This window comes from Bifidobacterium saimiriisciurei (genome assembly GCF_010667655.1).
In the GTDB taxonomy this organism is placed as follows: Bacteria; Actinomycetota; Actinomycetes; order Actinomycetales; family Bifidobacteriaceae; genus Galliscardovia; species Galliscardovia saimiriisciurei.
In genome coordinates, this window is sequence record NZ_WHZU01000022.1 from 1 (window position 1) to 22,285 (window position 22,285).

The 22,285-nt window shown below is 64.7% G+C and carries 41 protein-coding genes; 36 read left to right on the forward strand and 5 right to left on the reverse strand.

Annotation, left to right across the window (positions count from 1 at the left end; genetic code table 11):
- The first annotated feature begins 150 nt into the window (after positions 1-150).
- Positions 151-852, forward strand: coding sequence for a DUF1206 domain-containing protein (locus GFD18_RS10235; RefSeq protein WP_225433073.1), 702 nt, complete (start codon positions 151-153; stop codon positions 850-852).
- Positions 853-932: 80 nt separating this feature from the next.
- On the opposite strand, the gene GFD18_RS10240 is transcribed toward GFD18_RS10235, so the two are convergent.
- From GFD18_RS10240 to GFD18_RS11295, 3 genes are all read right to left on the reverse strand, one after another.
- On the reverse strand, positions 933-1,142 hold the full coding sequence (locus GFD18_RS10240) for a helix-turn-helix transcriptional regulator (protein WP_163199641.1): 210 nt from the start codon (positions 1,140-1,142) through the stop codon (positions 933-935).
- Positions 1,139-1,288, reverse strand: coding sequence for a hypothetical protein (locus GFD18_RS10245; RefSeq protein WP_163199642.1), 150 nt, complete (start codon positions 1,286-1,288; stop codon positions 1,139-1,141). The genes GFD18_RS10240 and GFD18_RS10245 overlap by 4 nt, the downstream gene beginning before the upstream one ends.
- Before the next feature lie 73 nt (positions 1,289-1,361).
- A complete protein-coding gene (locus tag GFD18_RS11295; RefSeq protein ID WP_263863977.1) occupies positions 1,362-1,487 on the reverse strand; it encodes a hypothetical protein in 126 nt (41 codons plus the stop codon).
- A 207-nt stretch (positions 1,488-1,694) separates the two neighbouring features.
- On the opposite strand from GFD18_RS11295, the gene GFD18_RS10250 reads away from it, so the two are divergent.
- Positions 1,695-2,240 carry a DUF2335 domain-containing protein gene (locus GFD18_RS10250; RefSeq protein WP_225433075.1) on the forward strand — a complete coding sequence of 182 codons (546 nt, stop codon included), beginning with the start codon at positions 1,695-1,697 and terminating at the stop codon, positions 2,238-2,240.
- A gap of 29 nt (positions 2,241-2,269) precedes the next feature.
- On the opposite strand, the gene GFD18_RS10255 is transcribed toward GFD18_RS10250, so the two are convergent.
- On the reverse strand, positions 2,270-2,680 hold the full coding sequence (locus GFD18_RS10255) for an ImmA/IrrE family metallo-endopeptidase (protein ID WP_163228285.1): 411 nt from the start codon (positions 2,678-2,680) through the stop codon (positions 2,270-2,272).
- Entirely contained in the window at positions 2,681-3,076 is a 396-nt protein-coding gene (locus GFD18_RS10260; protein WP_163228286.1) for a helix-turn-helix domain-containing protein, read from the reverse strand.
- Positions 3,077-3,208: 132 nt separating this feature from the next.
- On the opposite strand from GFD18_RS10260, the gene GFD18_RS10265 reads away from it, so the two are divergent.
- The 34 genes from GFD18_RS10265 to GFD18_RS10430 all read left to right on the forward strand — a co-directional run.
- Positions 3,209-3,508: a hypothetical protein gene (locus GFD18_RS10265; RefSeq protein WP_163228287.1), complete on the forward strand. Its 300-nt coding sequence runs from the start codon at positions 3,209-3,211 to the stop codon at positions 3,506-3,508.
- A complete protein-coding gene (locus GFD18_RS10270; protein ID WP_163228288.1) occupies positions 3,505-3,780 on the forward strand; it encodes a hypothetical protein in 276 nt (91 codons plus the stop codon). Before GFD18_RS10265 ends, GFD18_RS10270 begins: the two co-directional genes overlap by 4 nt.
- Positions 3,777-3,968, forward strand: a complete 192-nt coding sequence (locus GFD18_RS10275; protein WP_163228289.1) for a hypothetical protein — start codon at positions 3,777-3,779, stop codon at positions 3,966-3,968. The genes GFD18_RS10270 and GFD18_RS10275 overlap by 4 nt, the downstream gene beginning before the upstream one ends.
- 250 nt (positions 3,969-4,218) lie before the next feature.
- Entirely contained in the window at positions 4,219-4,533 is a 315-nt protein-coding gene (locus GFD18_RS10280; protein WP_163228290.1) for a hypothetical protein, read from the forward strand.
- Complete coding sequence (locus GFD18_RS10285) at positions 4,530-4,820, forward strand: hypothetical protein (RefSeq protein ID WP_163228291.1); 291 nt, start codon at positions 4,530-4,532, stop codon at positions 4,818-4,820. Before GFD18_RS10280 ends, GFD18_RS10285 begins: the two co-directional genes overlap by 4 nt.
- On the forward strand, positions 4,820-5,434 hold the full coding sequence (locus GFD18_RS10290; RefSeq protein ID WP_163199649.1) for a hypothetical protein: 615 nt from the start codon (positions 4,820-4,822) through the stop codon (positions 5,432-5,434). The genes GFD18_RS10285 and GFD18_RS10290 overlap by 1 nt, the downstream gene beginning before the upstream one ends.
- The gene (locus GFD18_RS10295; RefSeq protein ID WP_100511794.1) at positions 5,434-5,703 is read left to right on the forward strand and encodes a hypothetical protein; all 270 of its coding nucleotides are present in this window, start codon (positions 5,434-5,436) and stop codon (positions 5,701-5,703) included. Before GFD18_RS10290 ends, GFD18_RS10295 begins: the two co-directional genes overlap by 1 nt.
- Positions 5,700-6,683 (forward strand): YqaJ viral recombinase family nuclease, encoded by a 984-nt coding sequence (locus GFD18_RS10300; protein ID WP_100511793.1) that lies wholly within the window; start codon positions 5,700-5,702, stop codon positions 6,681-6,683. The genes GFD18_RS10295 and GFD18_RS10300 overlap by 4 nt, the downstream gene beginning before the upstream one ends.
- Before the next feature lie 3 nt (positions 6,684-6,686).
- Positions 6,687-7,097 carry a hypothetical protein gene (locus GFD18_RS10305; protein ID WP_100511792.1) on the forward strand — a complete coding sequence of 137 codons (411 nt, stop codon included), beginning with the start codon at positions 6,687-6,689 and terminating at the stop codon, positions 7,095-7,097.
- A gap of 2 nt (positions 7,098-7,099) precedes the next feature.
- Positions 7,100-8,128 carry a recombinase RecT gene (locus tag GFD18_RS10310; RefSeq protein WP_100511791.1) on the forward strand — a complete coding sequence of 343 codons (1,029 nt, stop codon included), beginning with the start codon at positions 7,100-7,102 and terminating at the stop codon, positions 8,126-8,128.
- Entirely contained in the window at positions 8,128-8,553 is a 426-nt protein-coding gene (locus GFD18_RS10315; RefSeq protein ID WP_100511790.1) for a single-stranded DNA-binding protein, read from the forward strand. The genes GFD18_RS10310 and GFD18_RS10315 overlap by 1 nt, the downstream gene beginning before the upstream one ends.
- Positions 8,554-8,678: 125 nt before the next feature.
- On the forward strand, positions 8,679-9,191 hold the full coding sequence (locus GFD18_RS10320) for a hypothetical protein (RefSeq protein WP_100511789.1): 513 nt from the start codon (positions 8,679-8,681) through the stop codon (positions 9,189-9,191).
- 180 nt (positions 9,192-9,371) lie between these two features.
- Positions 9,372-10,334 (forward strand): hypothetical protein, encoded by a 963-nt coding sequence (locus GFD18_RS10325; protein ID WP_163199650.1) that lies wholly within the window; start codon positions 9,372-9,374, stop codon positions 10,332-10,334.
- Entirely contained in the window at positions 10,328-10,810 is a 483-nt protein-coding gene (locus GFD18_RS10330) for a hypothetical protein (protein WP_100511787.1), read from the forward strand. The genes GFD18_RS10325 and GFD18_RS10330 overlap by 7 nt, the downstream gene beginning before the upstream one ends.
- Positions 10,807-11,013 carry a hypothetical protein gene (locus GFD18_RS10335; RefSeq protein ID WP_100511786.1) on the forward strand — a complete coding sequence of 69 codons (207 nt, stop codon included), beginning with the start codon at positions 10,807-10,809 and terminating at the stop codon, positions 11,011-11,013. Before GFD18_RS10330 ends, GFD18_RS10335 begins: the two co-directional genes overlap by 4 nt.
- A complete protein-coding gene (locus tag GFD18_RS10340) occupies positions 11,010-11,252 on the forward strand; it encodes a hypothetical protein (RefSeq protein ID WP_100511785.1) in 243 nt (80 codons plus the stop codon). Before GFD18_RS10335 ends, GFD18_RS10340 begins: the two co-directional genes overlap by 4 nt.
- A gap of 2 nt (positions 11,253-11,254) precedes the next feature.
- Positions 11,255-11,398, forward strand: a complete 144-nt coding sequence (locus GFD18_RS10345; protein ID WP_133119568.1) for a DUF433 domain-containing protein — start codon at positions 11,255-11,257, stop codon at positions 11,396-11,398.
- Positions 11,395-11,694 (forward strand): hypothetical protein, encoded by a 300-nt coding sequence (locus GFD18_RS10350; RefSeq protein ID WP_100511784.1) that lies wholly within the window; start codon positions 11,395-11,397, stop codon positions 11,692-11,694. Before GFD18_RS10345 ends, GFD18_RS10350 begins: the two co-directional genes overlap by 4 nt.
- Positions 11,691-11,870 (forward strand): hypothetical protein, encoded by a 180-nt coding sequence (locus GFD18_RS10355; RefSeq protein WP_100511783.1) that lies wholly within the window; start codon positions 11,691-11,693, stop codon positions 11,868-11,870. The genes GFD18_RS10350 and GFD18_RS10355 overlap by 4 nt, the downstream gene beginning before the upstream one ends.
- Entirely contained in the window at positions 11,867-12,166 is a 300-nt protein-coding gene (locus tag GFD18_RS10360) for a hypothetical protein (protein WP_100511782.1), read from the forward strand. Before GFD18_RS10355 ends, GFD18_RS10360 begins: the two co-directional genes overlap by 4 nt.
- Complete coding sequence (locus GFD18_RS10365) at positions 12,163-12,426, forward strand: hypothetical protein (protein ID WP_100511781.1); 264 nt, start codon at positions 12,163-12,165, stop codon at positions 12,424-12,426. The genes GFD18_RS10360 and GFD18_RS10365 overlap by 4 nt, the downstream gene beginning before the upstream one ends.
- Positions 12,423-12,605: a hypothetical protein gene (locus GFD18_RS10370; RefSeq protein ID WP_100511780.1), complete on the forward strand. Its 183-nt coding sequence runs from the start codon at positions 12,423-12,425 to the stop codon at positions 12,603-12,605. The genes GFD18_RS10365 and GFD18_RS10370 overlap by 4 nt, the downstream gene beginning before the upstream one ends.
- A gap of 76 nt (positions 12,606-12,681) precedes the next feature.
- Entirely contained in the window at positions 12,682-13,446 is a 765-nt protein-coding gene (locus GFD18_RS10375) for a hypothetical protein (protein WP_163199651.1), read from the forward strand.
- Positions 13,447-13,691: 245 nt separating this feature from the next.
- Positions 13,692-14,045: an HNH endonuclease gene (locus tag GFD18_RS10380; protein WP_100511779.1), complete on the forward strand. Its 354-nt coding sequence runs from the start codon at positions 13,692-13,694 to the stop codon at positions 14,043-14,045.
- Positions 14,046-14,174: 129 nt separating this feature from the next.
- Positions 14,175-14,618, forward strand: a complete 444-nt coding sequence (locus GFD18_RS10385; RefSeq protein ID WP_100511778.1) for a hypothetical protein — start codon at positions 14,175-14,177, stop codon at positions 14,616-14,618.
- Entirely contained in the window at positions 14,611-16,032 is a 1,422-nt protein-coding gene (locus tag GFD18_RS10390; RefSeq protein ID WP_318644540.1) for a terminase, read from the forward strand. The genes GFD18_RS10385 and GFD18_RS10390 overlap by 8 nt, the downstream gene beginning before the upstream one ends.
- On the forward strand, positions 16,029-17,534 hold the full coding sequence (locus GFD18_RS10395; protein ID WP_163199653.1) for a phage portal protein: 1,506 nt from the start codon (positions 16,029-16,031) through the stop codon (positions 17,532-17,534). The genes GFD18_RS10390 and GFD18_RS10395 overlap by 4 nt, the downstream gene beginning before the upstream one ends.
- Positions 17,443-18,849 carry a VG15 protein gene (locus GFD18_RS10400; protein ID WP_163199654.1) on the forward strand — a complete coding sequence of 469 codons (1,407 nt, stop codon included), beginning with the start codon at positions 17,443-17,445 and terminating at the stop codon, positions 18,847-18,849. Before GFD18_RS10395 ends, GFD18_RS10400 begins: the two co-directional genes overlap by 92 nt.
- Positions 18,850-18,856: 7 nt before the next feature.
- The gene (locus GFD18_RS10405; RefSeq protein ID WP_163199655.1) at positions 18,857-19,078 is read left to right on the forward strand and encodes a hypothetical protein; all 222 of its coding nucleotides are present in this window, start codon (positions 18,857-18,859) and stop codon (positions 19,076-19,078) included.
- Between the two features lie 121 nt (positions 19,079-19,199).
- A complete protein-coding gene (locus GFD18_RS10410; protein ID WP_163199656.1) occupies positions 19,200-19,679 on the forward strand; it encodes a heavy metal transporter in 480 nt (159 codons plus the stop codon).
- 31 nt (positions 19,680-19,710) lie between these two features.
- Positions 19,711-20,610, forward strand: coding sequence for a phage major capsid family protein (locus GFD18_RS10415; protein ID WP_163199657.1), 900 nt, complete (start codon positions 19,711-19,713; stop codon positions 20,608-20,610).
- On the forward strand, positions 20,610-21,125 hold the full coding sequence (locus GFD18_RS10420; RefSeq protein WP_225433077.1) for a head fiber protein: 516 nt from the start codon (positions 20,610-20,612) through the stop codon (positions 21,123-21,125). Before GFD18_RS10415 ends, GFD18_RS10420 begins: the two co-directional genes overlap by 1 nt.
- 125 nt (positions 21,126-21,250) lie before the next feature.
- The gene (locus GFD18_RS10425) at positions 21,251-21,901 is read left to right on the forward strand and encodes a hypothetical protein (RefSeq protein WP_163199658.1); all 651 of its coding nucleotides are present in this window, start codon (positions 21,251-21,253) and stop codon (positions 21,899-21,901) included.
- Between the two features lie 11 nt (positions 21,902-21,912).
- Positions 21,913-22,285: hypothetical protein (locus GFD18_RS10430; protein WP_163228292.1), on the forward strand; the 373-nt coding region annotated here is incomplete at its 3' end.

Genomic DNA, 22,285 nt, shown 5'->3' on the forward strand with positions numbered 1-22,285 from the left:
GTGGAGCCGGCGGGAATTGAATACAAAAGCCGTGAGCCCTTTATTTGCAACGATTCTGCACGGCGCAAAAGGTAGACGACGTATGAGACGACATATTTCGGATGGCGGTTTCGACGTCCGTGGGCAGGTCGTCGTGTACGATACCCTTACATGATGCTGCGAATCGATTCGGCGCGACTGGACGCCATGCTACAGAGACGCAGCCCCTTCATCGGATTCGGTGCGAAGGCCACGAACATGGTGGCGGCCATAGAAGGCGCGTTCCTCGTGCTCACCGTATTCACCACCGCCATGCCGATGGGCTGGCGCATCGCATATGGCGTTCTGGGAGGACTGGCCTTCTTCTACGCCGTAGCCGCCGAGATTATGGCGTGGGTGAAGGGATACGACGCCGACACGCTATACAGGGAGCTGGTGGACATGGACAGGACCGCGAAGAGAAGCTCGATCATCGCCGTGAGGGACGGCGCCCGATACCTGCTCTATCATGATGCGGGCTGGGACTGTGACTTCTTCCCGAACCACGCCACCGCGGAGGGCGACGAGGAGAACCTGCGTCGCCTGGAAGACTACTTCTCCTCGGGCTTCGACATCCCGCAGTCCGACTTCACGCTCACCCGCATCGGCGGGGAGGCGCACGAGAAGTACTCCACCGAACACGACGAGCGCCGGTGGTACGAGTACACGCTGTACCGGGCAGATGTGAAGCACATGCCGGACGCGTGGAGGGCGGACAGCTTCCACGTGGACTCCAAGGACTGCCGTTGGATGAGCGTGGACGAGATGATGGCCGACCCGCGCATCCGCGAGGTGAACGCCGACGTGGTCGGCATGGTGAAGAACCGCCTGTAGTCTCGTATTCGTCGTTGAAGGGCCCCGGTCGCGCGTGTCACGCGGTCGGGGCCCTTTCGTGTTATGACCGGTTTTTATGGTTATGGCTGCTTCTTCTGTTTGCGTGGCCGGCCGCCGCCGACGCCCCGTCCGGGGCGTGCTGCGTTCCATGCGTCGATGGTCTCGGGCAGCCATCCCCGTGTCCTGCCGATGATGGCGTCGGGTTCGGGCTGCTTGAGGCTGTTGAACGCGCCGGTGGTGATGCCGAGCCGTTCGGCCACCTGCTTGACGCTTAGGTATTCGGTCGTCATCGGCGGCTCCATCCCGTGGCGAGGCACATGATGCCGGCGGCCGAGGCGAACAGCCCGGCGGGCAGTGCGTGCCCGAGCAGCCCATTGGCGAGTCCGGCGACGCCGAAGGCGAGGCCGGATATGGCGAGTAGTCTTCTTGTGTTCATGGTGTCCCGATGGGTATTCTGGGGGCGGCGGCTCCGGATAGCTGGTGTATTCGGAGCCGCCCTGTTCGGTTCGTCAGTCCCTCCTGTGCTTCGGCGGCGGTTCGTCGTCGTCTTTCGCGAGCAGGGTTATCGCCGTGGTGATGGCTATCAGGTTGGCGATGATGCTGAGCACCGTGTTGATGTCCTCCAGAATCCTCATCGTTCACCTCCTTTCGCTGTTCCGTTCTCCTTACATAAACTATCATACCGTATGAATGAAAGATATGCAAGCCGGGGAGGGGGTGGCATGCCGAAAACCGTATGAAGTCAGAGGCTCACGTCGCCTTCTTCCGAGCGCCTCCCACTGCATTCGTGACCATGTCGTCGTCACTCGGGTAGGATGAAAGGCGGTAAGACGGAAAGGCTGGTGTCGATGAATGACTTGGAACAATCCGATTCTCAGGGGAGTCAAAAAAGGAGTCCGGATCGCTTCGATGGGACGGTCCCCCAAGCACAGCCCGAGACAACCCGTGACGGCGACGGACCTGCAGGCAAAGGCGTGGTCGATGGTGGGCCGCAACCTGCGTCGATCGATGGGCAGTCAATCGACCTCGAAGGCCAGATAGCCTTTTCAAGGTCGGGGCCGCTGCCGCTCGTGAGCGAATTCGAAGGCTACGAGCGCGTCCTTGCGGGCTCGGCCGACCGTATAGTGACGATGGCGGAGAAGGCTTTGGACTCCCAGATCGAAGGAGAAAAGGCCGCGAGGGAGATAGAGGCGGCCGACCACAGGGCCGAGAACATGAGCATGATGGTCGCCTCATTCGCCTTTTCGTTCCTCCCATGGGTCGCCTTCATCTCCGCCACCGTCTGCGCCGCCGCAGGGAACAATACGGCAGCGGCGTTCGGGGGAATCATCGGCGTCGTATCCGCGGGCCCGCAGATTATCGACGCCGTAAAACGCAAACGCAAATAACGTTCTGAGGCGAAAGACCCCGTCGCGCTTCATCGTGCGACGGGGCTTTTCGTCGTCTGGCCGCGGTCGCGGAGTATCTGCTGGTAGTCGAGGACGGTCTGCACGGGCACGTCCAGTTCGATGGCCATGCGGCATACGTCGCCCTCGTATACCCGCTCCGCCATCGCGTAGTCGGCCGGATCGATGAGGCGCAGCGCGGTCTGTCTGCGTGCGCGCCGCTCCGTCCTGCCCATGCCGCCCGGCTCGCATGTGTCCCCGTATTCCGCGTGGACGAGTTCGTGGCACAGCGTGCACCGGTACTGGCTGGGACTGAGTCTCGGGTCGATGATGACCAGGCGGGCCGGATCGTAGTAGAGGCCGCACAGTCCCGGACGCAGGGCGCGTTCCTCCACGCGCACGTGTCGTCGCTCCGCCTCGTGCATCAGGTCGTCTATGCCCATCTATTCTCCCGGTGTCTCCGATTCGATTTCCTTGTTCGGGTCGGTGTGCGCGGCCACGCCGAAGCGTTCCGGGTCCGCGGCCAGCGCGTCGATGAACGCATCGTCGGCATCGACGACGGTGCCCGACATGGGGGCGGGGGAGTCGGATTCGGGGCGGCAGGCGGCGATAAGAGCGAAGGCATCTCGATAACCAAGGATCGGCGCCAGCTGGTCGAGCTCTTCTATGGTCCAGGACTTTAGTCCTTTAATCCGCAGTGATGCATAAGACTGGGCCCTTCCGATGATTGCTCCAATCTCCGTTTGAGACAGGTCTTTCTCTTCAATGAGGGACCGGACTCGCATGGCGAGAAGCTTTGATGACTGGCCAATTTCTGGGAGTTCGCTATTTCGTACCATGCGCCAAGTTTAACGCATATGAGATTTTTTGCAGCCCAAACGACACGCCGACTAACTCATATGAGTTGACAGATTGCCGAGGGGCGTGTTTAATCAGGATTAGCGCAAATGAGCTAGAAAGGAGGGCTGCTGATGTCGGCTCAAGAATGCATGTCTCAGACGATTGAAGCGGAGCTCGCCGCTCAGAAGAAAACCAAGAACGGGCTGGCCAACCGCCTTAATATCAATCGCCGCAACCTATATCAGCGTTTCGCCAATGAGAAGTCATGGTCGTTCGGAGAGCTGGAGGTCGTAGCCACCTTCTTGGGAATGTCGGTCTGGCAGCTGGTCGACTTGGCGGCGTCTAGAAGCGTTCTCTCCGGTGAGGCTTCTGCCGAGCCGGCGCTTGCCGCCGCTACAGCCACCCTCAACCACAAGGAGACGAAGCAATGAGTGGACAGATTCAACGGGTCAATGACGGACTCAGGTATGTGATGGACGACTGGTCGAGCGTAGCCGCCTACCGGCGGCACGAGGCCGAATCAGGCGGATACCCGTTCGTCGCCGGCCTGCAGGTCAAGCAGCTCATACCCAGTACGGACCCCAATCTTGCCGACGACATGGTCACCATCACCCTCGACCATCTCACCAAGACCGATTTGCGGAACCTCATGACCATCATCACCGGCCTGATCGCCGGCAAGGAAAAGGAGCCGAACTCATGAGCGACATCACGCCCATCGCCGTGCCCCTGCACACCGCCACCCTCATGCTCGGCATGAAGGACGACGAGTTCACACGCCGCCTCATCCGCGCCGGCAAGCTGCGCAGCCGCAAGGAACGCGGCGGCCGCGTCCGCCTGATCAGCGTCCAGTCGATACACGAATACATGGGCGACCATCCGGAAAACTAAAGACTTCCCGCCGCCATGCCGTACCCAAGCCCAACCGGCGGCGGGCGAGGCTCCGACGGGAGCCTAAACACGCGAAACGGGAACGCCGGCCGACCGGGGCCGTCGGGGAAAACCTTGGAACAGTCAGTCAATAATCCACTCCGGATTAACCCTCCCAAGACCCCATCGGCCGGCGCCTCCCGCATAAACGAAAAACGGCATCCCCGCAGGACCAGTGCGAGGGATGCCATGACACGAAAGGACATACCCCATGTCAACAACCAAGCCTAGCAGCCGACAGGACGAGAGGGACGAACAGCGAATGCTCGACCTCGCCGCCCGAATCCTGTTCGCCGACAACCACAGCGACGTGAACCTCAGCCTCGTCTACGAACGCGACGGACGCGCGCAGACGGTCGGCGACCTCACCCTCACCGCACACCACGGCAACCGCCTCCAGCTCACCTTCAACGGCGACCTCGACACATTGGGCGCGATCAGCCTGCTCGCCGTCGCCATGAGCGGCCGGCTCAACATCAACACCATGCAGGCGATCGACAACTTCGACAAGGGGACGGACGAGTGAACGCATCGAACCCGTGGCTGCCCATCATCGACACGGCGGTCAACGACATCATCGACGACATCGGCAAGGTAGCGCCCGGCGACATCGTGTTCCTGTCCAGCGCATACGACTGGCGGATGCTCGCGTTCACCGTCGCCGAAATCCGCTTCAACACGGTCGACCGGTCGTTCGTGCTGTACGAGCACGGATGCCGCAACCGCAGCGTCATCGGCGGCCGCAGCAGCTGGCGGTTCGACCTCGCCATCCGCCCCGACACGACGGAGAGCATGGGGGAGGTGCATGACTAGTGGGATACCGCGAGGAGAAGCTCCTGGAGTTCTGCGCCACACCGGCCTGCGACCTGACCGCATCCCAGCGCAGCCAGGCGTTGAGCTACAAGCGTCGACAGGTCGACGACCCGCAGATCTGGGCCAACGCCAAGGACCAGATGGCCGGCGACCGGGCGTTGAGCATCAACGACGCCGTCACCTGGGCGATGGGCGGGAACATCGACGATACCGACGCCGACGAACCCGCTTGTGAATCCGCCACCGAATCCGCCAATCCGCCTGCGAACCCGCCAGCCGACACCGACGGCCGGCAGCTGTTCAAGCCCGAACCCGACACCGACTACGACACGTCTTCGGACATGACCGAAGAAACGTCCGACAAACTGACCGAAGAAACCACCGAACCGAAGGAGACCATCATGCAGGACCCCACCCTGATCGACTACGAGAACATGCAGAACCATCTCGAGCAGGCATACGAGCATCTCGCCGAGGTGGAACGCACCTCGGCACTCCGCGGACAATCCTATACGGCCGGCCTCGCGCACCGCGCCATCGGCAAGACCCTCGACGCCATGAGCACCGTCAACGGAAGCCTCCGCGTCGCCCGCATGGACGAGGGGAGGGCCTGATGCCGCAGCACATCCGCAACTGGCCCAAACGCGGCCTCACCCTCACCGCAGGCGTGCGCGGCGGAATCCTCCTCGCCCTCACGTTCCTCGAGGGATGGCTCGTATCGTTCTGCACCACCCACGACCGACTGCCCGCACCCCTCGGGACCGGCACGCCCCAGTGGATGGTCACCGGCACGCTCCTGCTCGCCCTGATCGTGCCGTTCCTCTGGTACGCGGCCCTCGGCCACGACCGACGAGACGACGGGGGAGAGGACGGCGACCGATGACACGCGTCACGCTGAAAAGCACCGACATGTTCGAGCTCGTCCGCTTCAAACAGCGCACCAGGGCGGAGCGTCATGCCGCATGGCTCGAACAGCGTCGCCACGGAGTCGGCGGCTCGGACATGTCGACGATCCTCGGTCTCAACCCGTTTTCGACACCGTACGAACTGTGGCTGGAGAAGACCGGCCGCCGCACGCCCGAGGACATCGGCGACAAGTGGGCCGTGGTCAAGGGCAACGCGCTGGAAGGCGAGCTGCGTCGCCGCTTCCGCCGCCTGCACCCCGAATGGACCGTCATCGACGGCACCGACATCAGCCTCGTGTCCAGGACGCATCCGGTCATGCACGCGTCGCTCGACGGATTCATCCATGACGAGGCCACGGACTCGTGGGGCGTGCTCGAGATCAAGACCACGAACGCGAACCGCGGCCGCACCGACTGGCATGACGACGACGGGAACATCGTGGCGCCCGACTACTACATGGCGCAGGTCACGCACTACATGGCCGTGACCGGCTTCACGTGGGGGTATTTCTACGCGGACATCGGCGAGTCGGAGCCGGTCGAGGTCCGGTTCGAACGCGACGAGACCGACATCACGACCGTCATCGACGCGGCCGAGGAGTTCTGGGGATACGTGCAGCGGGACGACATGCCCGCCCTCACCGGCACGGACGTGGACCTCGTGCAGTCCAAGCCGCCGTATCCGGAAGGCTACGAGCAGGTCGAGGACACGGACTTCGACCAGTTGGCCGCGCTCTACGACTCCTACGCGCACGCCGAAACGGACGCCAGGAAGGCGAAGGCGAAGATAGGCGAGCGTTTGAAGGCGATGGTAGGCGCCGGCCGCGAGGGTCTCGTCTCCGGCGGCTGGAAGGCCGGTTACCACACCGTCCACTTCAAGGCGCAGCCGGCACGGCCGGCGAAGGAAGCATACGACCAGCGACGGTTCGCCGTCAAACCACTCAACGAAAGGAACTAGGCCATGGAAATCAAGAATCTCGTGGAGACGGCGGCGGCCGTCACCCGCGTGCAGACCCTGCACAGGGGCGACGTCTACAAGCGTATCGAGGAGAACGGCGGCGACGCGACCGTGATCGTCGGCAGGGTGATGGACATCGCCAGCAACGGCGAGCGGACCGTGGTGAGCGTCATCGAGGCGATGGCCAGCAGCTGGGGAATGCCGACCATCCGCTCCTCCGCGTTCACCGGCGACAAGGACGTGATCGTGTTCCCGCTGTCCGACTTGGAGCTGAGCGTCATCGCGGCCCCCCTGTTCCGCCAGCTCGAGGAGGCGCGACAGGAGGCGGAGAAACGGCTGCAGACGGTCGCCGACAGGCGCGGACTGCTGTGCCGGATCCTCGAGACGGACAAGAACGACGATATGGAGGACTGACCATGGGACAGATCACGCAGGCGACGCAGGGCCGCCAGCTCACTCAGATGAACCCGAGGGAGCAGCTCAAGCAGACATTGCAGAAGTCGTGGCCGCGCATCCAGCAGGTCATCGGCAACAACCTCAGTCCGCAGCGTCTCTACCAACTGTGCCTGAGCACCATCAACCGCGAGCCGAAGCTTGCGGAATGCTCGGTGGAGTCGGTTCTCGGATGCTTCATGAAATGCTCGGCATTGGGGTTGGAGCCCTCGTCGGTCGACGGTCTCGGCCGCGCCTACATCCTCCCCTATGGGAACAAGAACCTCAAGGGGCAGCGCGAGGCCACGTTCATCCTCGGCTACAAGGGCATGATCGACCTCGCCCGACGCAGCGGCCAGTTGAAGAGCATCCACGCGCAGGCCGTGTACGAGGGCGACGAGTTCGAATGCTGGGAGGACGAGACCGGCCAGCACTTCAAATACCGGCGCAACCCGGACGCGCCCCACTCGGAGAAGACCCTTACGGACGTGTTCGTGAACGCGCAGCTCCTGCCGGACGGGTTCGTATTCGAGCACATGACCAAGAGCGAGGTCGAGGCCGTCAAGCGCCGCAGCCCCGCCGGCAACAAGGGGCCGTGGAGGACGGACTACGAGGCCATGGCGTTGAAGACGGTCGTGCGCCGCTCGTTCAAGTGGCTGCCCGTGAGCGTGGAGGCACAGGCCGCCGCCGCAAGCGACGAGACCACGCCCGACTATTCCGACGTGTTCCGCCCCGTCATCGACGACGCTCCCGTGGACGTCGTGGATGTGCAGCCGGCCCCGCCGGACGACGGGGGATACGACGCGACGGCCGCGGGCACCGCGTTGGATGCGAAACGCTTCGACGTGGTCAACGGGTTCAAGGCATTGGGCGTGGCCGATGAGAGGGAGATGCTCGCCGCGATCTCCAAGGTCGTGGGCCGTGAGGTCGATTCGTTCGAATCCCTCACCGAGGCCGAACTCGACAGGACGCTCGACGACCTCGCCCACGGTTCCCGGAAGGACGGTGAGTGATGGCGGTCAACACCTGCCTGCAGGGCAACGTGGGCGCCGAACCCGTCACCCGCACGTTCAACAACGGCAACAGCGTCACCACGTTCCGCGTGGGCGTGAACCAGGGCTACTACGACCAGTCGCGCCAATGGGTCGACCAGGGCACGATGTGGGTCGAGGTGGAATGCTCCCCGTCTGCCGCCGTCCAGCTGCCGTGGGTGCACAAGGGGTCGCGCGTCCTGGTCTACGGGCTGCTGTCGCAGCGCCTCTACAAGAAGAAGGACGGCACCGACGGCTCGAGTCTGCGACTGTACGCGCAGGCGCTCGGCTTCGTGCACTCGCGCAAGGGGCAGCCGCCCACGGCGGGCTTCGCCGGCGCACAGCAGCAGGCGGGCCAATGGCAGGGCGGGCCGCAGGACAACGGGTTCGGGGAGCCGGACTTCTGATGCGGGACGAACCCCGTGTCTGTCCGGTATGCGGCACGCGGCTCGACACGACGGGCCGCTGCCCATACCGGACGGACCACCTGTACGAGGAATACGGATTGGAGATCTAGACCATGGCACGAAGCATGCGGAGCGCCAAACAGGCCGGCTACCAGCTTGAGGCGCAGATGGAACGATGGCTCAAATGGGCATTCGCCGACCCGCGCATCTGCCGCCTGCGCACCCACGGCCGATTGGACCGGGGCGACATCGGCAACCTCTACTACATGGGCGAGCCCGTCGTCATCGAATGCAAGAACACCGCCAACGGACCCAACGGCCGGCCGCGAAACATCCGCGCCCAGTTCGACGAGGCATTGTACGAGGCCGCCGTCGTGGGCAGCGACTGGCCCGTGCTCGTCAAGAAGCGCGACGGGGTGACCGACCGACGATGGAAGGCCGGCGGCCGCCAGCTCGCCATCATCCAACGGGACACGCACCGGCGCCTGCTCGACCATCTCGCCGACGACGCGGAGGAATGGGCGGCCGCGATCCGCGTCGACGACCTCCACCATCATCCGACGCTCGTGGGCATGGACTGCGCCGACCTGTTCCGCCTGTTCAACCACGGGCTTCCCCTGGGCGGCGACGATGCGTAACAAGCAGTTCCCACAGGGCCGCCGCGTCGGCCGACGACAGGGCGGCGGCATAGGCCGGAGCCTCGAACGCTCGCTCGAATGCTCGGCCGCGACCGGCCCGAACCTGCACCTGTACGACACCGCGATGCGGGACCCCGAACTCAGACACTGGATCAATAAATGCCGGAAAGGAGGCGCGTGATGGCACGCAACGGATACGCGAGACTGTCGAACGGCCTGTGGCTCAACGACAAGGTCAACGACCTCGTCGACCGCAACCCGCACGCGTTCGCCGTGTGGACCCTCGCGATCAGCTACTGCTCGGACCAGCTCAACGACGGCGTGCTCACGGCGCGAGCCCTGCGCCGCATCGGCGCCGACGAACAGGATCTCGCCGACCTCGTCGCCTTCGGCATGTTCGACACACTCGAGGACGGCTCCTATCAGGTCCACGACTACCTCGAGCACCAGAACAGCCGCGAGAGCGTCGAGAGCGAACGCGAGGCCTCGAAGGAGCGCATGAGCCGCCGCCGCGCCTCGAAACGTTCCGGCGAACCCAAGCCGAACACGAAGACCGATACCGAAACACGTTCGGACGAAGTTCGCGCGAACACCGAAACACGTTCGGACGAAGTTCGCGCGAACACCGAAACACGTTCGGACGAACGTTCGGGCGAACACACGGCGAAGTTCCTTGGTTTAAACCAAAACCAAAACCAAAACCAAGAATCTTCTAACGAAGATTCACTCCCCCAGCCCCCTCACGGCGGCCGTGGGAGCGTGGAGCGCGAGTACACGGCCGAGTTCGAACGGTTCTGGTCGGTGTATCCGCGCCGCGAGGGCAAACGCACGGCGTTCGACGCGTGGCGGCGCGCCCTGCGCAAGACCGGCCACGAGCATCTGCTCGCCGTGGCGGACCGGTACGCGAAGGACCCGAACCGGCGGCCCGCGTACACGCTCACCCCGGCGAACTGGCTCGACGGCGAGCACTGGCTCGACGACCCGCAGCCGCCACGCGACCCGACACCCGCCAGGGCGTCCCCGCAGCCGACGAAGAGTCGTTCGCAGGCGAACCGGGAGGCGAACATGGCGAACACGTGGAAGTACATGACAGCCGCCGAAAGGGCGGAATACCAGCGAAAACACGGAGGTGGAACATGCTGACGAAAGGCGAGGCCGCGGCCCTGCTGAGCCTGCGCAACGCGCATCACGGCAACGCCATGTGGGACGACGTGCAGCTCGACGCATGGCATTCGGAACTCAACCCGACCCTTACCGCCGGCGAGGCGCGGGAGGCGCTGCGGCGCTTCTACGCGGCCGACCACGAGGGCCGATGGTGCGGCCCGGGCGACATCAACGCGATCGCGCGCATCATGCGCCGCGACGCGAAGCCCACGGAGGCGCAAATCAACCGCGAATGCGAAAACCGCCGACTAACGGGCGTTCAGGCATGGGCCTACCGTCGACAAAGGATGCTGGGTGAAAACCCCGAGAAGGCCGCAAAGAATGCCATACAGGGGCATGTGCACCGACAGGTCGAACCGTCGAAACCAAAAACCAGCGGCCGGCCCCACCGCAACGGTGCCCCGGCCACACTCGCCGACACCGGCCTGAACGCCATCCTGGGAGGCCCACGATGACCAATCCCGACGACCTCGAACCCGTCACCCGGTTCGACGACCCCGAACAACTCGCCATCGACTCCCTACGCGACGCCGGCGAACTCGGACCGCCGCCCGTCGCCTACTGCACCGGCTACGTCACCGCATGGAGGGACGCCATGGGCCTCGCCCGCCGCATCGTCGACGCCATCGCCGACGACGGAACGGAGGAACCACAGTGAACGTGTCGGAAAGCATCGACTGGCGGAACATGGGCCCCGAACAGCTCGACGGACGCCGCTACCTCGCCCGCACATGGAACGGCACCACCGTCGACGGATGGCTGCGATACCGCCGCATCGGACCGGTCGCCGTCATGACCGACCTCGATCTGCCCATCGACGCCATCATCATCGGCGAGCGCGGCAACTCGCTTGCAATCGCGTACAGGAGCATCAACGTTTTGAAGGAAAGGATTTGATTGTGAGACAGGTCACGAAGGACATGATCGTGCACTGGCATGAGCGCGGCTACAGCATCAGCGAGATTCTGCAGCAGCTGCCGTTCACCACGCGCGCGGAGGTCGAGGCGATCCTCGAGCAGGCGAGAAGGGAGGGGCGGTCATGAGCGAGCCGAGAATCATCGTCACGTTCACGTGCAAGGACACGCAGGACACCACCATCACGGAGGCCGCGCGCCGTCTCGAACAAGCCGGATGGCAGCACGTGCAGGTCGAGATGCTGGCGGCCGACCACCGGGGAGACACCAGCCGCCAGCAAACCCTCGCCACCGCGCTCGCCGTCACCCTCGACCGGATGAACCTCAGCCTCGCCCCATGCCTCTACGGCGACGAGGACAGCACCGCCGAGGACATCCAACGAATCGCCGCCGAAATCATCGAAACCGTGGAGATACTGCCATGAGCGGCGCCGCGAAAATCTTCACACGCGAGGAGCTGAGGAGGGCGCTTCGCTACTGGGCCGACCAGATCGCATCGGTCAGCCTGAACCCGGACACGCCCGAGGCGTGCGCCGACTACACCTACGAGCATTTCGGCATCGAGACCGACATCAACCCACTGAAGGAGAACCACCAATGAACGCGACCCGCGAAGCCGGCAATAATCTCAACGAACTCATGAACATTCTGGGGGTGAACGACGTCCAGCTGAGCTTCTCCTACGAACGCGACGGCACCCAATGCCAGCATGGCCACGTCACCATGAAACTGGACCCCGACAATCCGGACGACGTGAAACTGGACCTCCACATGCAAGGAGCCGACAAGACCATCCGAGGGGACATCCTGATCCTGCACCTGCTCACCAGCATCCTCGCCGACCAAATCCGAGACCAGGCACAACACACCCTCGACATCACGCAGGAGACACGATGACCACCAAACTCAAACACAAACTCCAAACCCTCACCCTCGCACTCGCCACCATCAGCATCATCACCGCGCTCGCCGGCTGTGGGCAGGCCGATGCGGGAGGCGGACGGGACATGGCCGAATGCACCGACTTGGGCCACGGCTTCAGCGAATGCGTCATCACCCTGCGGGACACGCGTCGCGTCGTCTGCATCGATGCCGCCGGCGGCGGCATCGGCCTGAGCTGCGACTGGACGCACGTGGACGGAGGCGACGATCTATGAGCGACATCGATTCGGGAGAGCTGCTCGACTGGCTGCAGGAGATGAAACACCAGCACGAAAAGAGCGCCGACTGGGCGACCGGCAAAGGGCTGCCCCTGATGGCGACCTGCTCCGTCGGCAGCCTCCTGACTCTGGAACAGGTCATCCACCATGTCAGGGAATCGGCCGGCAGCCAGTAAGACGAAACCCTCCACCTTGCGGCGGAGGGCAAGACAGCAATCATCATTCTAGCCGTCATCGTGGAGGGGAACCGTCTTGACCGTCACCGAATGCCAGCATTGCCATGTCAATCCCGTCGAGAAGCCGTGGACGCTGTGCCCCGCCTGCCGCCGAGACTACGCGCGGGCATTGCACTCACTGCGCCGCAACATGCTGCTCCTGCAGGCCGTGGCCCGACGCGCCTACCGGCTCGGCGACCACACGGCAGGCCGCGCGCAGGGCGTGGCCGCGCCCGCGCCCATCAACGTGCACGCGCAGGACGTGCTCGACGAGACCGAGACCCTGCTGCAGGACGCGTGGGCCGACACCGGCGCCGCATGGAGCGACCGATGGCAGCGGCTCATACCCCGAATGCAATCGCATCTCGCCGAACTCTGCCAGGCCGCGCACGCCGGCGAATCCCTGTGCCGGATCGCCCGCGCCAACCAGCGCATCATGCCATTGGTGGACCGGCGGCCACGCACCCGCCGCATTGTCGGCGTCTGCCCCGAATGCGGGCGTGAGGTCACGGCCGCCAAAACGGAGTCACTGCGCGTATGCCGCTGCGGAGCCCTCGTAGATATCGACCGATTGCGCGAGGAGACCGCCGAGGCCGCCGACAAATACCACCTCACCCGAACCCCGGCGGGGCTGTCCGCATGGCTGCGTGAAAACTACGGATACGACATCGGCCGTAAACAGATCGGCCACTGGATAGAACGCGGCAAACTCCCCAGCACCAGACCCGTCGAGGCCGGCTACTACGAGTTCTCGCTGCGTGAGGTGCTCGCCATGGCGATGGGCTATTCCAAGCGGCAGTAGGCTGGGGCCGCACCGTGGTATACTGCGTAACAGCAGTAGTGTAGACCCTCGGAATCCAGAAGGACCGGGGGTCTACGCATATACAACCGCATGGCCTGCGTGCCCGAGAGGACGAAGGGCCCAACGCCGCGAGGGCGTGGGGACGGCAGCAACAGGGATGCAGAGGCCCGGGCCGTCACGGCTTCGAATACCGTCCAGGCCACCACATCACCCACCCACCTGGCACCCACATGGGAGGCCATGTCATGAGCCGGAACAACCCGAGACGAGGCAAGGGCCGCGCATACCGGCGCGACCAGCTATGCCAGCGAGTCTACCAACACTACGACCACTGCTACATCTGCGGCCGCCCCGTCGACAAAACCCGCAAATACCCGGACCCATGGAGCAAGACCGTCGACGAGACCATACCCGTATGCCGAGGCGGCGACCCACTCGACTGGAACAACGTCAACCTCGCACACAACTGGTGCAACCGACTCAAAGGCACCAAGAGCCTCGCATGGGCAAGACGCGAAGCGCAACGACTGCTCGACGGCCACACCCCGCACGACTCGAGACCGACCTCGATGCCACTCGACACCAGCGGCGACTGGTAGCCGCCACCGACCCACGGGGAGGCACCCCACCCCGGCCGCCGCCCGAACCTCGGGTGCAGTCGGAATCTCTCCCCACGGTTGCGTTGCGTCACCGTGGGCGACGCAAAAGACCTTTTGGAGGTGACGAAAATGGCGCGACGAAGCTGCAAGTATTGCGGCAAGCCGCTGCCCGCGAACGTCACCGCACGCTGCGAGTACTGTCCGGGCGGCACATGCCGCAAGCTCGCCTACAAGAAGCGAAAGGCCAAGGGCGAATCGGCGGGACGGCCGAAACCGGCCAAGCCGAGGAGAAAACGGCCGGAGCCGGAGCCATCGGCGACACTGACGGGCCGTGAGTTCGACCGGATGATGGACGGGAGCATGGAGGACGAGCTGCGTCACGTGCGCGACCGGCTCCGCGCCTACGTGGACGACCCGGACACGCCGGCCAGCGCCATGCCGAACATCGTGGCCAAGTACCTTACGGTGTGCGAGCGGCTGCACGACATGGCCGGCGGCGACCCCCTGCTCGACGCGTTGAACGAATCCGAGGACGTAAGCGAGGTGGAGGATGCCGGAGCGTCGATTGTCTGAGATCGCGCAGACCCTCAAGCAGCCGACCGGCATCGTCGGCTCGGAGTTCGTCAAGGTCCGTAAGGCCGCGGGGGCGGCCGGCATCCACTACGACCTGTGGCAGCAGGGGCTGCTCTACCTGCTGCTCGCCAGACGCGCGGACGGCAAATACGCGTGCGGCGAGGGCGGCACCGTCGTCTCCAGCTGCCGGCAGATCGGCAAGACGTTCACCGTGGGCACGGCCATGTTCATGCTCGCGATCCTGCATCCCGGCCTCAAGGTCATCTGGACCGCCCACCACACGCGCACATCCGACGAGACGTTCGCGGACATGTGCGACCTCGCGCGCAACAAGCTGCTGTCCCGCTACGTGGAGCGCATCCGCCGCGCCAACGGCCAGCAGGAGATCACGTTCCGCGGCGGCGGACGCATCATGTTCGGCGCCCGAGAGAACGGGTTCGGCCGAGGCCTGCATTCCGTGGACGTGGAGATATTCGACGAGGCGCAGATCCTCACCGTGCGCGCCCTGGACAACATGCTGCCCGTCGTCAACACGTCGCCCGACCCGCTCGTCGTGTTCCTGGGCAACCCGCCCAAGCCCGGCGACCCGTCCGAGGTGTTCGAGGGCAAGCGCGCCGCCGCACTGGCCGGCACCGACGGCATGGTGTACGTCGAGCTCGCCGCCGACCGGGACGCCGACATCGACGACCGCGAACAGTGGGCGAAGGCCAACCCCAGCTATCCGAAACGCACGTCCGAGACCGCGATCCTGCGCATGAGGAACCTCATGACCGACGACAGCTTCCGCCGCGAGGCGTTGGGCGTATGGGACGCCGTGAGCTCCCACGCGGCCATCGACCCCAAGCGGTGGGCAGACACGGCCGTGGACGAGCCCGACCGCGACGGACTCGTCGGCTACGCATTGGACATGCCGCCGGACCGCTCCTCGCTCGCCATCGGCGGCGCCATCAGACACGGGGACGGCACCATGCACGTCGAACTCAGGGAGTTCAGGGCAACCCAGTCGGCCGGCACCATGTGGGCCGTCGACTACATCACGGAGCACTGGCCACGCACCGCGTCGGTCGCCATCGACGCCCAGTCACCAGCCGCCGCCCTCCTGCCCGACCTCAGATCACGGGGCGTGCGCGTCACCGTCACGAACGCGCAGGACATGGGCCGCGCCTGCGGCATGTTCCAGGACATGCTGCGCGACCGCAAGCTCACCCACCTGCCCGACAGCCGCCAGCCCGCACTCGCCATGGCCGTCGCCAACGCCACCACACGCAACATCGGCACCGGCGGCGCCATCGGATGGAACCGCACCGGCGGCGACATCGACATCAGCCCGCTGGTCGCCATAACCCTCGCCATGTTCGGCGTGCGCGTGACCAAAAGAGACCCCAACCGCAGACAGGAGGTGATGATCGGATGAGCGAGCTCGCCATCGCCACGGGAGTCGCCTACCTGTCCACCGGCTCCTCCCACATCCGCCATATCGCCGGCATACCAGACGACGACATGGACGACGTCATCCGCCTGCTGGACGTATGGCGCAGCAAATACCCGCGCAACCTCCTGCGCAGCGCGTTCTACGACGCGAAGCAACGCTTCAACAACCTCGGCATCTCGATACCGAACATCATCGCCCAGAAGGCCGGCAACGTGGTCGGATGGCCGCAGAAAAGCGTGCGCGCCCTCGCCGACAAAAGCGTGTTCGAGGGCTTCGAGACCGGCGACGACGACCACGGCGTCGACGAGATCATGACGATGAACGAACTCGAGACCGACATGAGCGAGGCCGTCATCAGCTGCTACAAGCACAGCTGCTCGTTCCTGACGGTCGACTACGACCCGGACGACAACGAGCGCGTGCTCATCACCCCGCGCTCGGCCGACTGGGCCGCAGCCCTGTGGGACAACACGCGCCGCCGCATCAGGGCCGCGCTGACCATCACCGACAACGACAAGTACGGCAACCTCACCGCGTTCAACGTGTGGATGCCCGGCCGCAACTACGCGTGCCGGAAATCCGGCGGCAAGTGGGAGGCCGAACGGCAGGACAACCGGCTCGACCGCACCGCCGTGGTGCCCATCGTCTACGACCGGCAGATGGACCGGCCCTTCGGACGCAGCCGCATCAACCGGGCGCTCATGAACCTGACCGACATGGCCATGCGGACCATGGTGCGCATGGAGGCGTCCGCCGAGTTCTACTCGGTGCCCAAGATCTGGTTCCTCGGCCTGAGCCGCGAAAGCTTCAGCGTGGACACGTGGAACGCGCTCGTGTCCAACATCAACGCCGTGTCGCGTGACGCGAACGGCGACATCCCCACGCTCCAACAGGTGAATCAAGCGTCGATGCAGCCGCACGGCGACATGCTCGAGACCATCGCCATGCTCGCCGCCGCCGAGACTGACATCCCCGCCGAGCAACTGGGCATACGGCTGAGCAACCCGACCAGCGCCGAGGCGTTGGCCGCCAGCGAGAACCAATTGACCCGCACCGCGAACCGGCAGAACCGCATGTTCGGCCGGCAGCTCATGAATGCCATGGGCATGGCCGTGCAGCTGCGCGACAACAGCCCCGAGCCACCCGACCTGACCGGCATACGCCCGCTATGGGCGCCCACCCGCGAGGTGAGCGACGCGGCCCGGGCCGACTACTACGCGAAGGTCGCCGGCGTCAACAGCGCATGGGGCGACTCGGATGTGGGACTCGCCAAGCTCGGCCTGACCGCCGAGGAGCTCATCTCGTTCCGCGCATACCAACAGCGCATACGAGCCCAGGAGCACATCGACCAGCTCAGGGTGCAGGCCATGACGAACAGGCAGGAGGCGGACGATGGACAGTCGGAGCCTCCCACCGATATCGGACGAACGGCGACGGCAGCTGGCGGAGACGCTGGGGAGACTGACCAAGGGTTATCAGGATGATCTCGAGAACCTCGCCGAAGAGGCCGCCGACCTCGTCGAATCCGAGCACGGGCGCGCCGGAGCCGACCTGACCGACATCATGCGCGACTACGCGCGCGACGCGTCCCAGCGGGCGAACGACTACTACAACGCCGTGCGCCAGGCCTACGAGGACGCATACGGCGCCGCGATGGAGGACTTCGACACCGGCGGCATATACGACCCCGACCGCACGCTCTACCGCATGGCCGGCGGCTTCAACGGCACCGATTACAACGGTCTGAACTACGAGCAGACCATCAACCGGCAAAGCCGCGCCGGCATGACCATAGACGACCTGTGGCCAAGCCTCAAGGACGTGGACGACGCGATGCAGTGGGCCGCCGACATGGTGCGCGCCTCAGCACGCTACACCATGGAACGCAATCTCGCCGACGACCCAACATCCCCCCGGTGGGCACGCGTCACCGGTGGCGCGAAACCATGCGCGTTCTGCGTCATGCTCGCCGGACGCGGCTTTGTCTACCACAGTGAGGAGACCGCCAAACTCGGCGGCTCGTTCCACGACGGACACTGCCACTGCACGGCGATCCCCGGATGGAAGGACGACGTGCTCACCCCGTCGCAACGCGAGTCCAAAGCCATGTACGAGGCGAGCAAGGCCGCGGCCGGCGAGGATGCGCCACGCAACGCCGAACTCGCCGCCATGCGCCGCATCTACCCCGACAAGCTCAGCGACGGCGTCACCCCGACCCCGAACATCCGCTGGAGCCACGACGCCATCAAACCGACGGCCGGTGAACTCGCCCGCCTGTCCGACTTCACCGTGCACATGCCATGGGACCAATACACACCCCAGCAGAAACAGAAAGCACTCCGAGGCTGGACGGACGGCACCTTTAAGGAATCCAACAGAGCGTTGTTCGGGCAAATCGAAATGACCGAAACGATAAGAAAACGCATCGACACCATCGACGAAGTCCTCTCTGACCATTCCACGTATAAACAGTTCACCGTAGACCGCTACATGCGTCTGGATGTTTTCGACATCTCGGCCGTAAGCCAACTGCCCACGATCCCATTGGGCAAAATCGTCCGGCACAATGGATATATGGCGACCTCTCTCATCGAGGGCGGAGTCAAGGTAGAGATGGATGGGGAGAGAATCGCCACCCGCGTTCTGCTTCCTCCCGGTACCAACGCCGTGTATCTTGAGCCCATCACCAAGAAAAAAGGCCAACAGGAGATACTCCTTCCCCGCGGATGCTATCTGCAATACGAAGGCTTCGGCCGGCAAGAAAACGGAAAGCCGATAATCTATGCGAGGCTGGTATGATTAAGGCATGAACGAGCGCTTTGTAACCACCCCGGAAGACGTCACCTTCGTGACAGATCCCGAGACCATCGCGCAGATTCACGCCGAAACCGGATTTATACCACTACCTGAAGAAGAACAGCAGTGGATTTCCGAAGAAGGACGCAAGCGCTGGGCGCTGGAAGACTACGTTTCATCCGACGAGTTGCGTGCCGAATACGCCCGCAAGAAAGCGCTCGGCCAGCTCTGAGCGCACGCGATTAAAGATTTCAATGCCTCCTGAATCGGTGGCATTTCTATTTTCTCAACCACCCGCACGGGTGGTTTTTTTATGCCCGGAACGGGCCCATCAACCAATTCAAGGAGGAACCATGGCCGAGGAAGCCACCAACGCCGACCAGAACGAGCAGGGGAACGAACCGCACGGCGAGAACCCGCCCGTCGACTGGGAGGCCAAGTACCGCGATGCCGTCTCGCACTCGCGCGAGTGGGAGAAGCGCGCCAAGGACAACAAGACGGCGGCCGACGAGCTGGAAAAGCTCAAGGAGTCGCAGCTGTCCGAATCCGAGAAGGCCGCCAAGCGCATCAAGGAGCTCGAAGCCAAAAACGCCGCATACGAGGCGGAGAGGCAGCGGAACGAGTGGAAGGCTCAGGTCTCGAAGGAGACCGGAGTGCCCGCTGACCTGCTGCACGGCGACAGCCTCGAATCCATGACCGAGTACGCGAAACGGCTCGACCAGTGGGCCCACCCCAAGCCCAAGGGAATGCCCGACCAGGGCAGGACCCCGCGCAACAAGCCCAAGGGGCAGGAGACCCGCGACTTCGCCAACCTCATGTTCTCCAACAACTGACATCATTCCCGATTCGAAAGGACGGCCCAACATGGCCATGACATCAGACCGCATCCCCCTGCCGCGCGAACTCGCCACGGCGGTGGTCAACAAGGCGAAGGACACCAGCACCATCGCCACCCTCAGCCCCTCGAGCCCGATGGTCTTCACCGACAAGGACTTCCTCATGTTCAACGGCAAGAGCGAAGCCGAGGTCGTGGCCGAGGGCCAGTCCAAGAGCAGCTACGAGCAGGACGTCACCACCGTGAGCGCCAAGCGCTTCAAGGTGCAGACCACCACGCGAGTGACCAACGAGCTGCAGTGGGCCGACGAGGACGCCCGCACCCAGATCGTCCAGGCCATCCAGCTCGACCAGGCGCAGGCCATCGGCCGCGCCCTCGACTACGTCATCTACCACGGCCTCAACCCCAAGAGCGGCGAGGCCCTTACCGGTTACGACCCCCTGACCGCGTCCGCCGTGCAGGTGCCGTACTCCGAGGACGACGAGATCGCCAACGTGGACGCCCTGTCCGACGCGCTCAACCAGACCTACGACATCAACGCCGTGGCCCTGTCGCGCACGTGGGCGTCCCGTCTGCGCAAGGTGCGAGTTCCCTCCACTGGAATGCGCTTCTACCCCGAGATTCCGCTCAATCTGCAGACGGGCAGCCTCGACGGTATCACCGCCGCCACCTCCGGCACCGTCAACGGCGCGAAGGCCAAGACCGACACCGGCGTGCTCGCCATCATGGGCGACTTCTCGCTGATCCAGTGGGGCATGGTGCGCGACATGTTCGCGACCGTCATCCCCTACGGCGACCCGGACAACGCGGGCACCGACCTGCAGAACGTGAACATGGTCGCCTACCGCACCGAGGCCGTGTTCGCGTACGCGGTCCTCGACCCCAAGGGCTTCGCCGTGCTCAAGGCCACGACCGAGGCAGGTGCCTGATGGCAGGATTCCCCGTGCAGAACCTCATCGTCCAGAAGCGGACGAAGAACCACAAGCCGGGTGCACTGGACGCGCCCGTCGCCATCTGGAACGCGGACGGCACCCCGTTCACCGGTGGTTCGTCCGAACCGTCCACGCCTGCGGACGGCAGCATCACGAGCGCGATGCTTGCCGCGGGAGCGGTCAACACGGCCGCCATCGGCGACGGGCAGGTCACCGCCGCCAAGCTCGCCAAGGGCGTCATCCCCACGGTTCCGGCCGCCCCGACCGCCGACACGCTTTCGGGAGCCACCGCCACCGGCAAGGCCGTGCTCAAGGCCGCGGATGCGGCGGCCGCGCGCACGGCCATCGGCGCTGGCACGCCGTATGTGCTGCCCGCCGCCGGCACCGCGTTGGGTGGTGTCAAGCGCGCCGCCTACGTGGCGGACCCCGCGGGGGACGCGCCCACCAAGGCCGAGTTCATCGCGTTGCGTGACGCGCTGGTGACGGCGGGAATCATGGCCCCAAAAGCCTGACGAACCTGTGGTGGACGCGACCGAACCAGACCAGCGGCAACGGGCTGACGCTCACGTCTCTCGGCGACGGCACATGGCGCATACAGGGCACGGCCACGGCCGAGAGCACACGGTTCGGCGCGTGGTTGACGCTGGAGGTCGGCACCTACCGGCTCGACGCCGAAACCTCGGACGCTCGCCTGCACGCGGTCGTCTACGAGCTGGGAGGCGGCTCGACGCCGAAAATCGACAGCGCCACCACACCGGAGGCAACGCTCGTCAAGGGCAGTCACCTCGCCTATCTGCGGGTGGACATGGCGGTCGGCGACAGTATCGACGCGACCATCACGCCCATGCTCACCTCCCGCGATGGGGGGGGGTATGAGCCGGTGAGCCTGCTGGCCAACGGCGGGTTCGAATCCGGCCTGCCCGCCCCATGGACGGGCGGCATCGTGGTCGGCGCATCCGACGCCTCATGGATCAGACCGTATGAGGGCGAGTGGATGCTCCGCTCCAGCCAGCCCGTCTCCCAGCAGGTGACGCTGCCGGCCGGAACGAAACGGCTCTGGCTCTCCCATGCGGCGAACTCTTACGACCGGCGCCGTAGCACCCACCTGCGCGTCGATTTCGACACGGGCGACCCGTGGAACGCGGACGTGGCCGGCGTGGACGACCAATGGCACGTGTTCGAACGCGAGATACCAGTGCCCGAGGGCGCGACGGCCGCGACCCTGACCGTCTCCCCATCCAACGGCTATGTCCGATACGACGCGTTCACACTCACACCACTCAGCTAAGGAGGAGCATCATGGCCGACGACACCGACACCGGCCCGTCGCCGCCGTTCGCGACGGTCGACGACCTCGAGAGACGCTGGCACACGCTCACCGAGCCCGAGCGGACGCAGGCGACGGAGCTGCTTGCCGACGCGTCGGAGATCATCCGCAACCGCATCGCCCCGTACCCAGCCACCCGTGAAATCGGGTGGCAGGATACGCACCGACGCGGCCTGACGATCATCTGCTGCCAGATGGTGCGCACGGCCATGGAGCAGCAGGTGGCCGGCGTGCAGACGGGCGTGACCCAGTCCACCGAGACAACCGGCCCGTTCAGCAACTCCTACAGCTGGCTGAGCCCGGACGGATACCTGCGATGGAACACCGACTATCTGGACGTGCTCG

Excerpts from the sequence above, each read along its gene's own strand:
- GFD18_RS10330 (WP_100511787.1), top strand. The coding sequence starts at position 10,328 with ATGCTGACGAAAGGCGAGGCCGCGGCCCTGCTGAGCCTGCGCAACGCG.
- GFD18_RS10420 (WP_225433077.1), top strand. The coding sequence starts at position 20,610 with ATGGCAGGATTCCCCGTGCAGAACCTCATCGTCCAGAAGCGGACGAAG.
- GFD18_RS10315 (WP_100511790.1), top strand. The coding sequence starts at position 8,128 with ATGGCGGTCAACACCTGCCTGCAGGGCAACGTGGGCGCCGAACCCGTC.
- GFD18_RS10255 (WP_163228285.1), bottom strand. The coding sequence starts at position 2,680 with ATGGGCATAGACGACCTGATGCACGAGGCGGAGCGACGACACGTGCGC.
- GFD18_RS10275 (WP_163228289.1), top strand. The coding sequence starts at position 3,777 with ATGAGCGACATCACGCCCATCGCCGTGCCCCTGCACACCGCCACCCTC.
- GFD18_RS10395 (WP_163199653.1), top strand. The coding sequence starts at position 16,029 with ATGAGCGAGCTCGCCATCGCCACGGGAGTCGCCTACCTGTCCACCGGC.
- GFD18_RS10310 (WP_100511791.1), top strand. The coding sequence starts at position 7,100 with ATGGGACAGATCACGCAGGCGACGCAGGGCCGCCAGCTCACTCAGATG.
- GFD18_RS10295 (WP_100511794.1), top strand. The coding sequence starts at position 5,434 with ATGCCGCAGCACATCCGCAACTGGCCCAAACGCGGCCTCACCCTCACC.
- GFD18_RS11295 (WP_263863977.1), bottom strand. The coding sequence starts at position 1,487 with ATGAGGATTCTGGAGGACATCAACACGGTGCTCAGCATCATCGCCAAC.
- GFD18_RS10350 (WP_100511784.1), top strand. The coding sequence starts at position 11,395 with ATGAGCGAGCCGAGAATCATCGTCACGTTCACGTGCAAGGACACGCAG.
- GFD18_RS10240 (WP_163199641.1), bottom strand. The coding sequence starts at position 1,142 with ATGACGACCGAATACCTAAGCGTCAAGCAGGTGGCCGAACGGCTCGGC.
- GFD18_RS10415 (WP_163199657.1), top strand. The coding sequence starts at position 19,711 with ATGGCCATGACATCAGACCGCATCCCCCTGCCGCGCGAACTCGCCACG.
- GFD18_RS10270 (WP_163228288.1), top strand. The coding sequence starts at position 3,505 with ATGAGTGGACAGATTCAACGGGTCAATGACGGACTCAGGTATGTGATG.
- GFD18_RS10280 (WP_163228290.1), top strand. The coding sequence starts at position 4,219 with ATGTCAACAACCAAGCCTAGCAGCCGACAGGACGAGAGGGACGAACAG.
- GFD18_RS10355 (WP_100511783.1), top strand. The coding sequence starts at position 11,691 with ATGAGCGGCGCCGCGAAAATCTTCACACGCGAGGAGCTGAGGAGGGCG.
- GFD18_RS10370 (WP_100511780.1), top strand. The coding sequence starts at position 12,423 with ATGAGCGACATCGATTCGGGAGAGCTGCTCGACTGGCTGCAGGAGATG.
- GFD18_RS10265 (WP_163228287.1), top strand. The coding sequence starts at position 3,209 with ATGTCGGCTCAAGAATGCATGTCTCAGACGATTGAAGCGGAGCTCGCC.
- GFD18_RS10235 (WP_225433073.1), top strand. The coding sequence starts at position 151 with ATGATGCTGCGAATCGATTCGGCGCGACTGGACGCCATGCTACAGAGA.
- GFD18_RS10335 (WP_100511786.1), top strand. The coding sequence starts at position 10,807 with ATGACCAATCCCGACGACCTCGAACCCGTCACCCGGTTCGACGACCCC.
- GFD18_RS10385 (WP_100511778.1), top strand. The coding sequence starts at position 14,175 with ATGGCGCGACGAAGCTGCAAGTATTGCGGCAAGCCGCTGCCCGCGAAC.
- GFD18_RS10405 (WP_163199655.1), top strand. The coding sequence starts at position 18,857 with ATGAACGAGCGCTTTGTAACCACCCCGGAAGACGTCACCTTCGTGACA.
- GFD18_RS10360 (WP_100511782.1), top strand. The coding sequence starts at position 11,867 with ATGAACGCGACCCGCGAAGCCGGCAATAATCTCAACGAACTCATGAAC.
- GFD18_RS10380 (WP_100511779.1), top strand. The coding sequence starts at position 13,692 with ATGAGCCGGAACAACCCGAGACGAGGCAAGGGCCGCGCATACCGGCGC.
- GFD18_RS10410 (WP_163199656.1), top strand. The coding sequence starts at position 19,200 with ATGGCCGAGGAAGCCACCAACGCCGACCAGAACGAGCAGGGGAACGAA.
- GFD18_RS10400 (WP_163199654.1), top strand. The coding sequence starts at position 17,443 with ATGGACAGTCGGAGCCTCCCACCGATATCGGACGAACGGCGACGGCAG.
- GFD18_RS10325 (WP_163199650.1), top strand. The coding sequence starts at position 9,372 with ATGGCACGCAACGGATACGCGAGACTGTCGAACGGCCTGTGGCTCAAC.
- GFD18_RS10300 (WP_100511793.1), top strand. The coding sequence starts at position 5,700 with ATGACACGCGTCACGCTGAAAAGCACCGACATGTTCGAGCTCGTCCGC.
- GFD18_RS10320 (WP_100511789.1), top strand. The coding sequence starts at position 8,679 with ATGCGGAGCGCCAAACAGGCCGGCTACCAGCTTGAGGCGCAGATGGAA.
- GFD18_RS10260 (WP_163228286.1), bottom strand. The coding sequence starts at position 3,076 with ATGGTACGAAATAGCGAACTCCCAGAAATTGGCCAGTCATCAAAGCTT.
- GFD18_RS10365 (WP_100511781.1), top strand. The coding sequence starts at position 12,163 with ATGACCACCAAACTCAAACACAAACTCCAAACCCTCACCCTCGCACTC.
- GFD18_RS10245 (WP_163199642.1), bottom strand. The coding sequence starts at position 1,288 with ATGAACACAAGAAGACTACTCGCCATATCCGGCCTCGCCTTCGGCGTC.
- GFD18_RS10305 (WP_100511792.1), top strand. The coding sequence starts at position 6,687 with ATGGAAATCAAGAATCTCGTGGAGACGGCGGCGGCCGTCACCCGCGTG.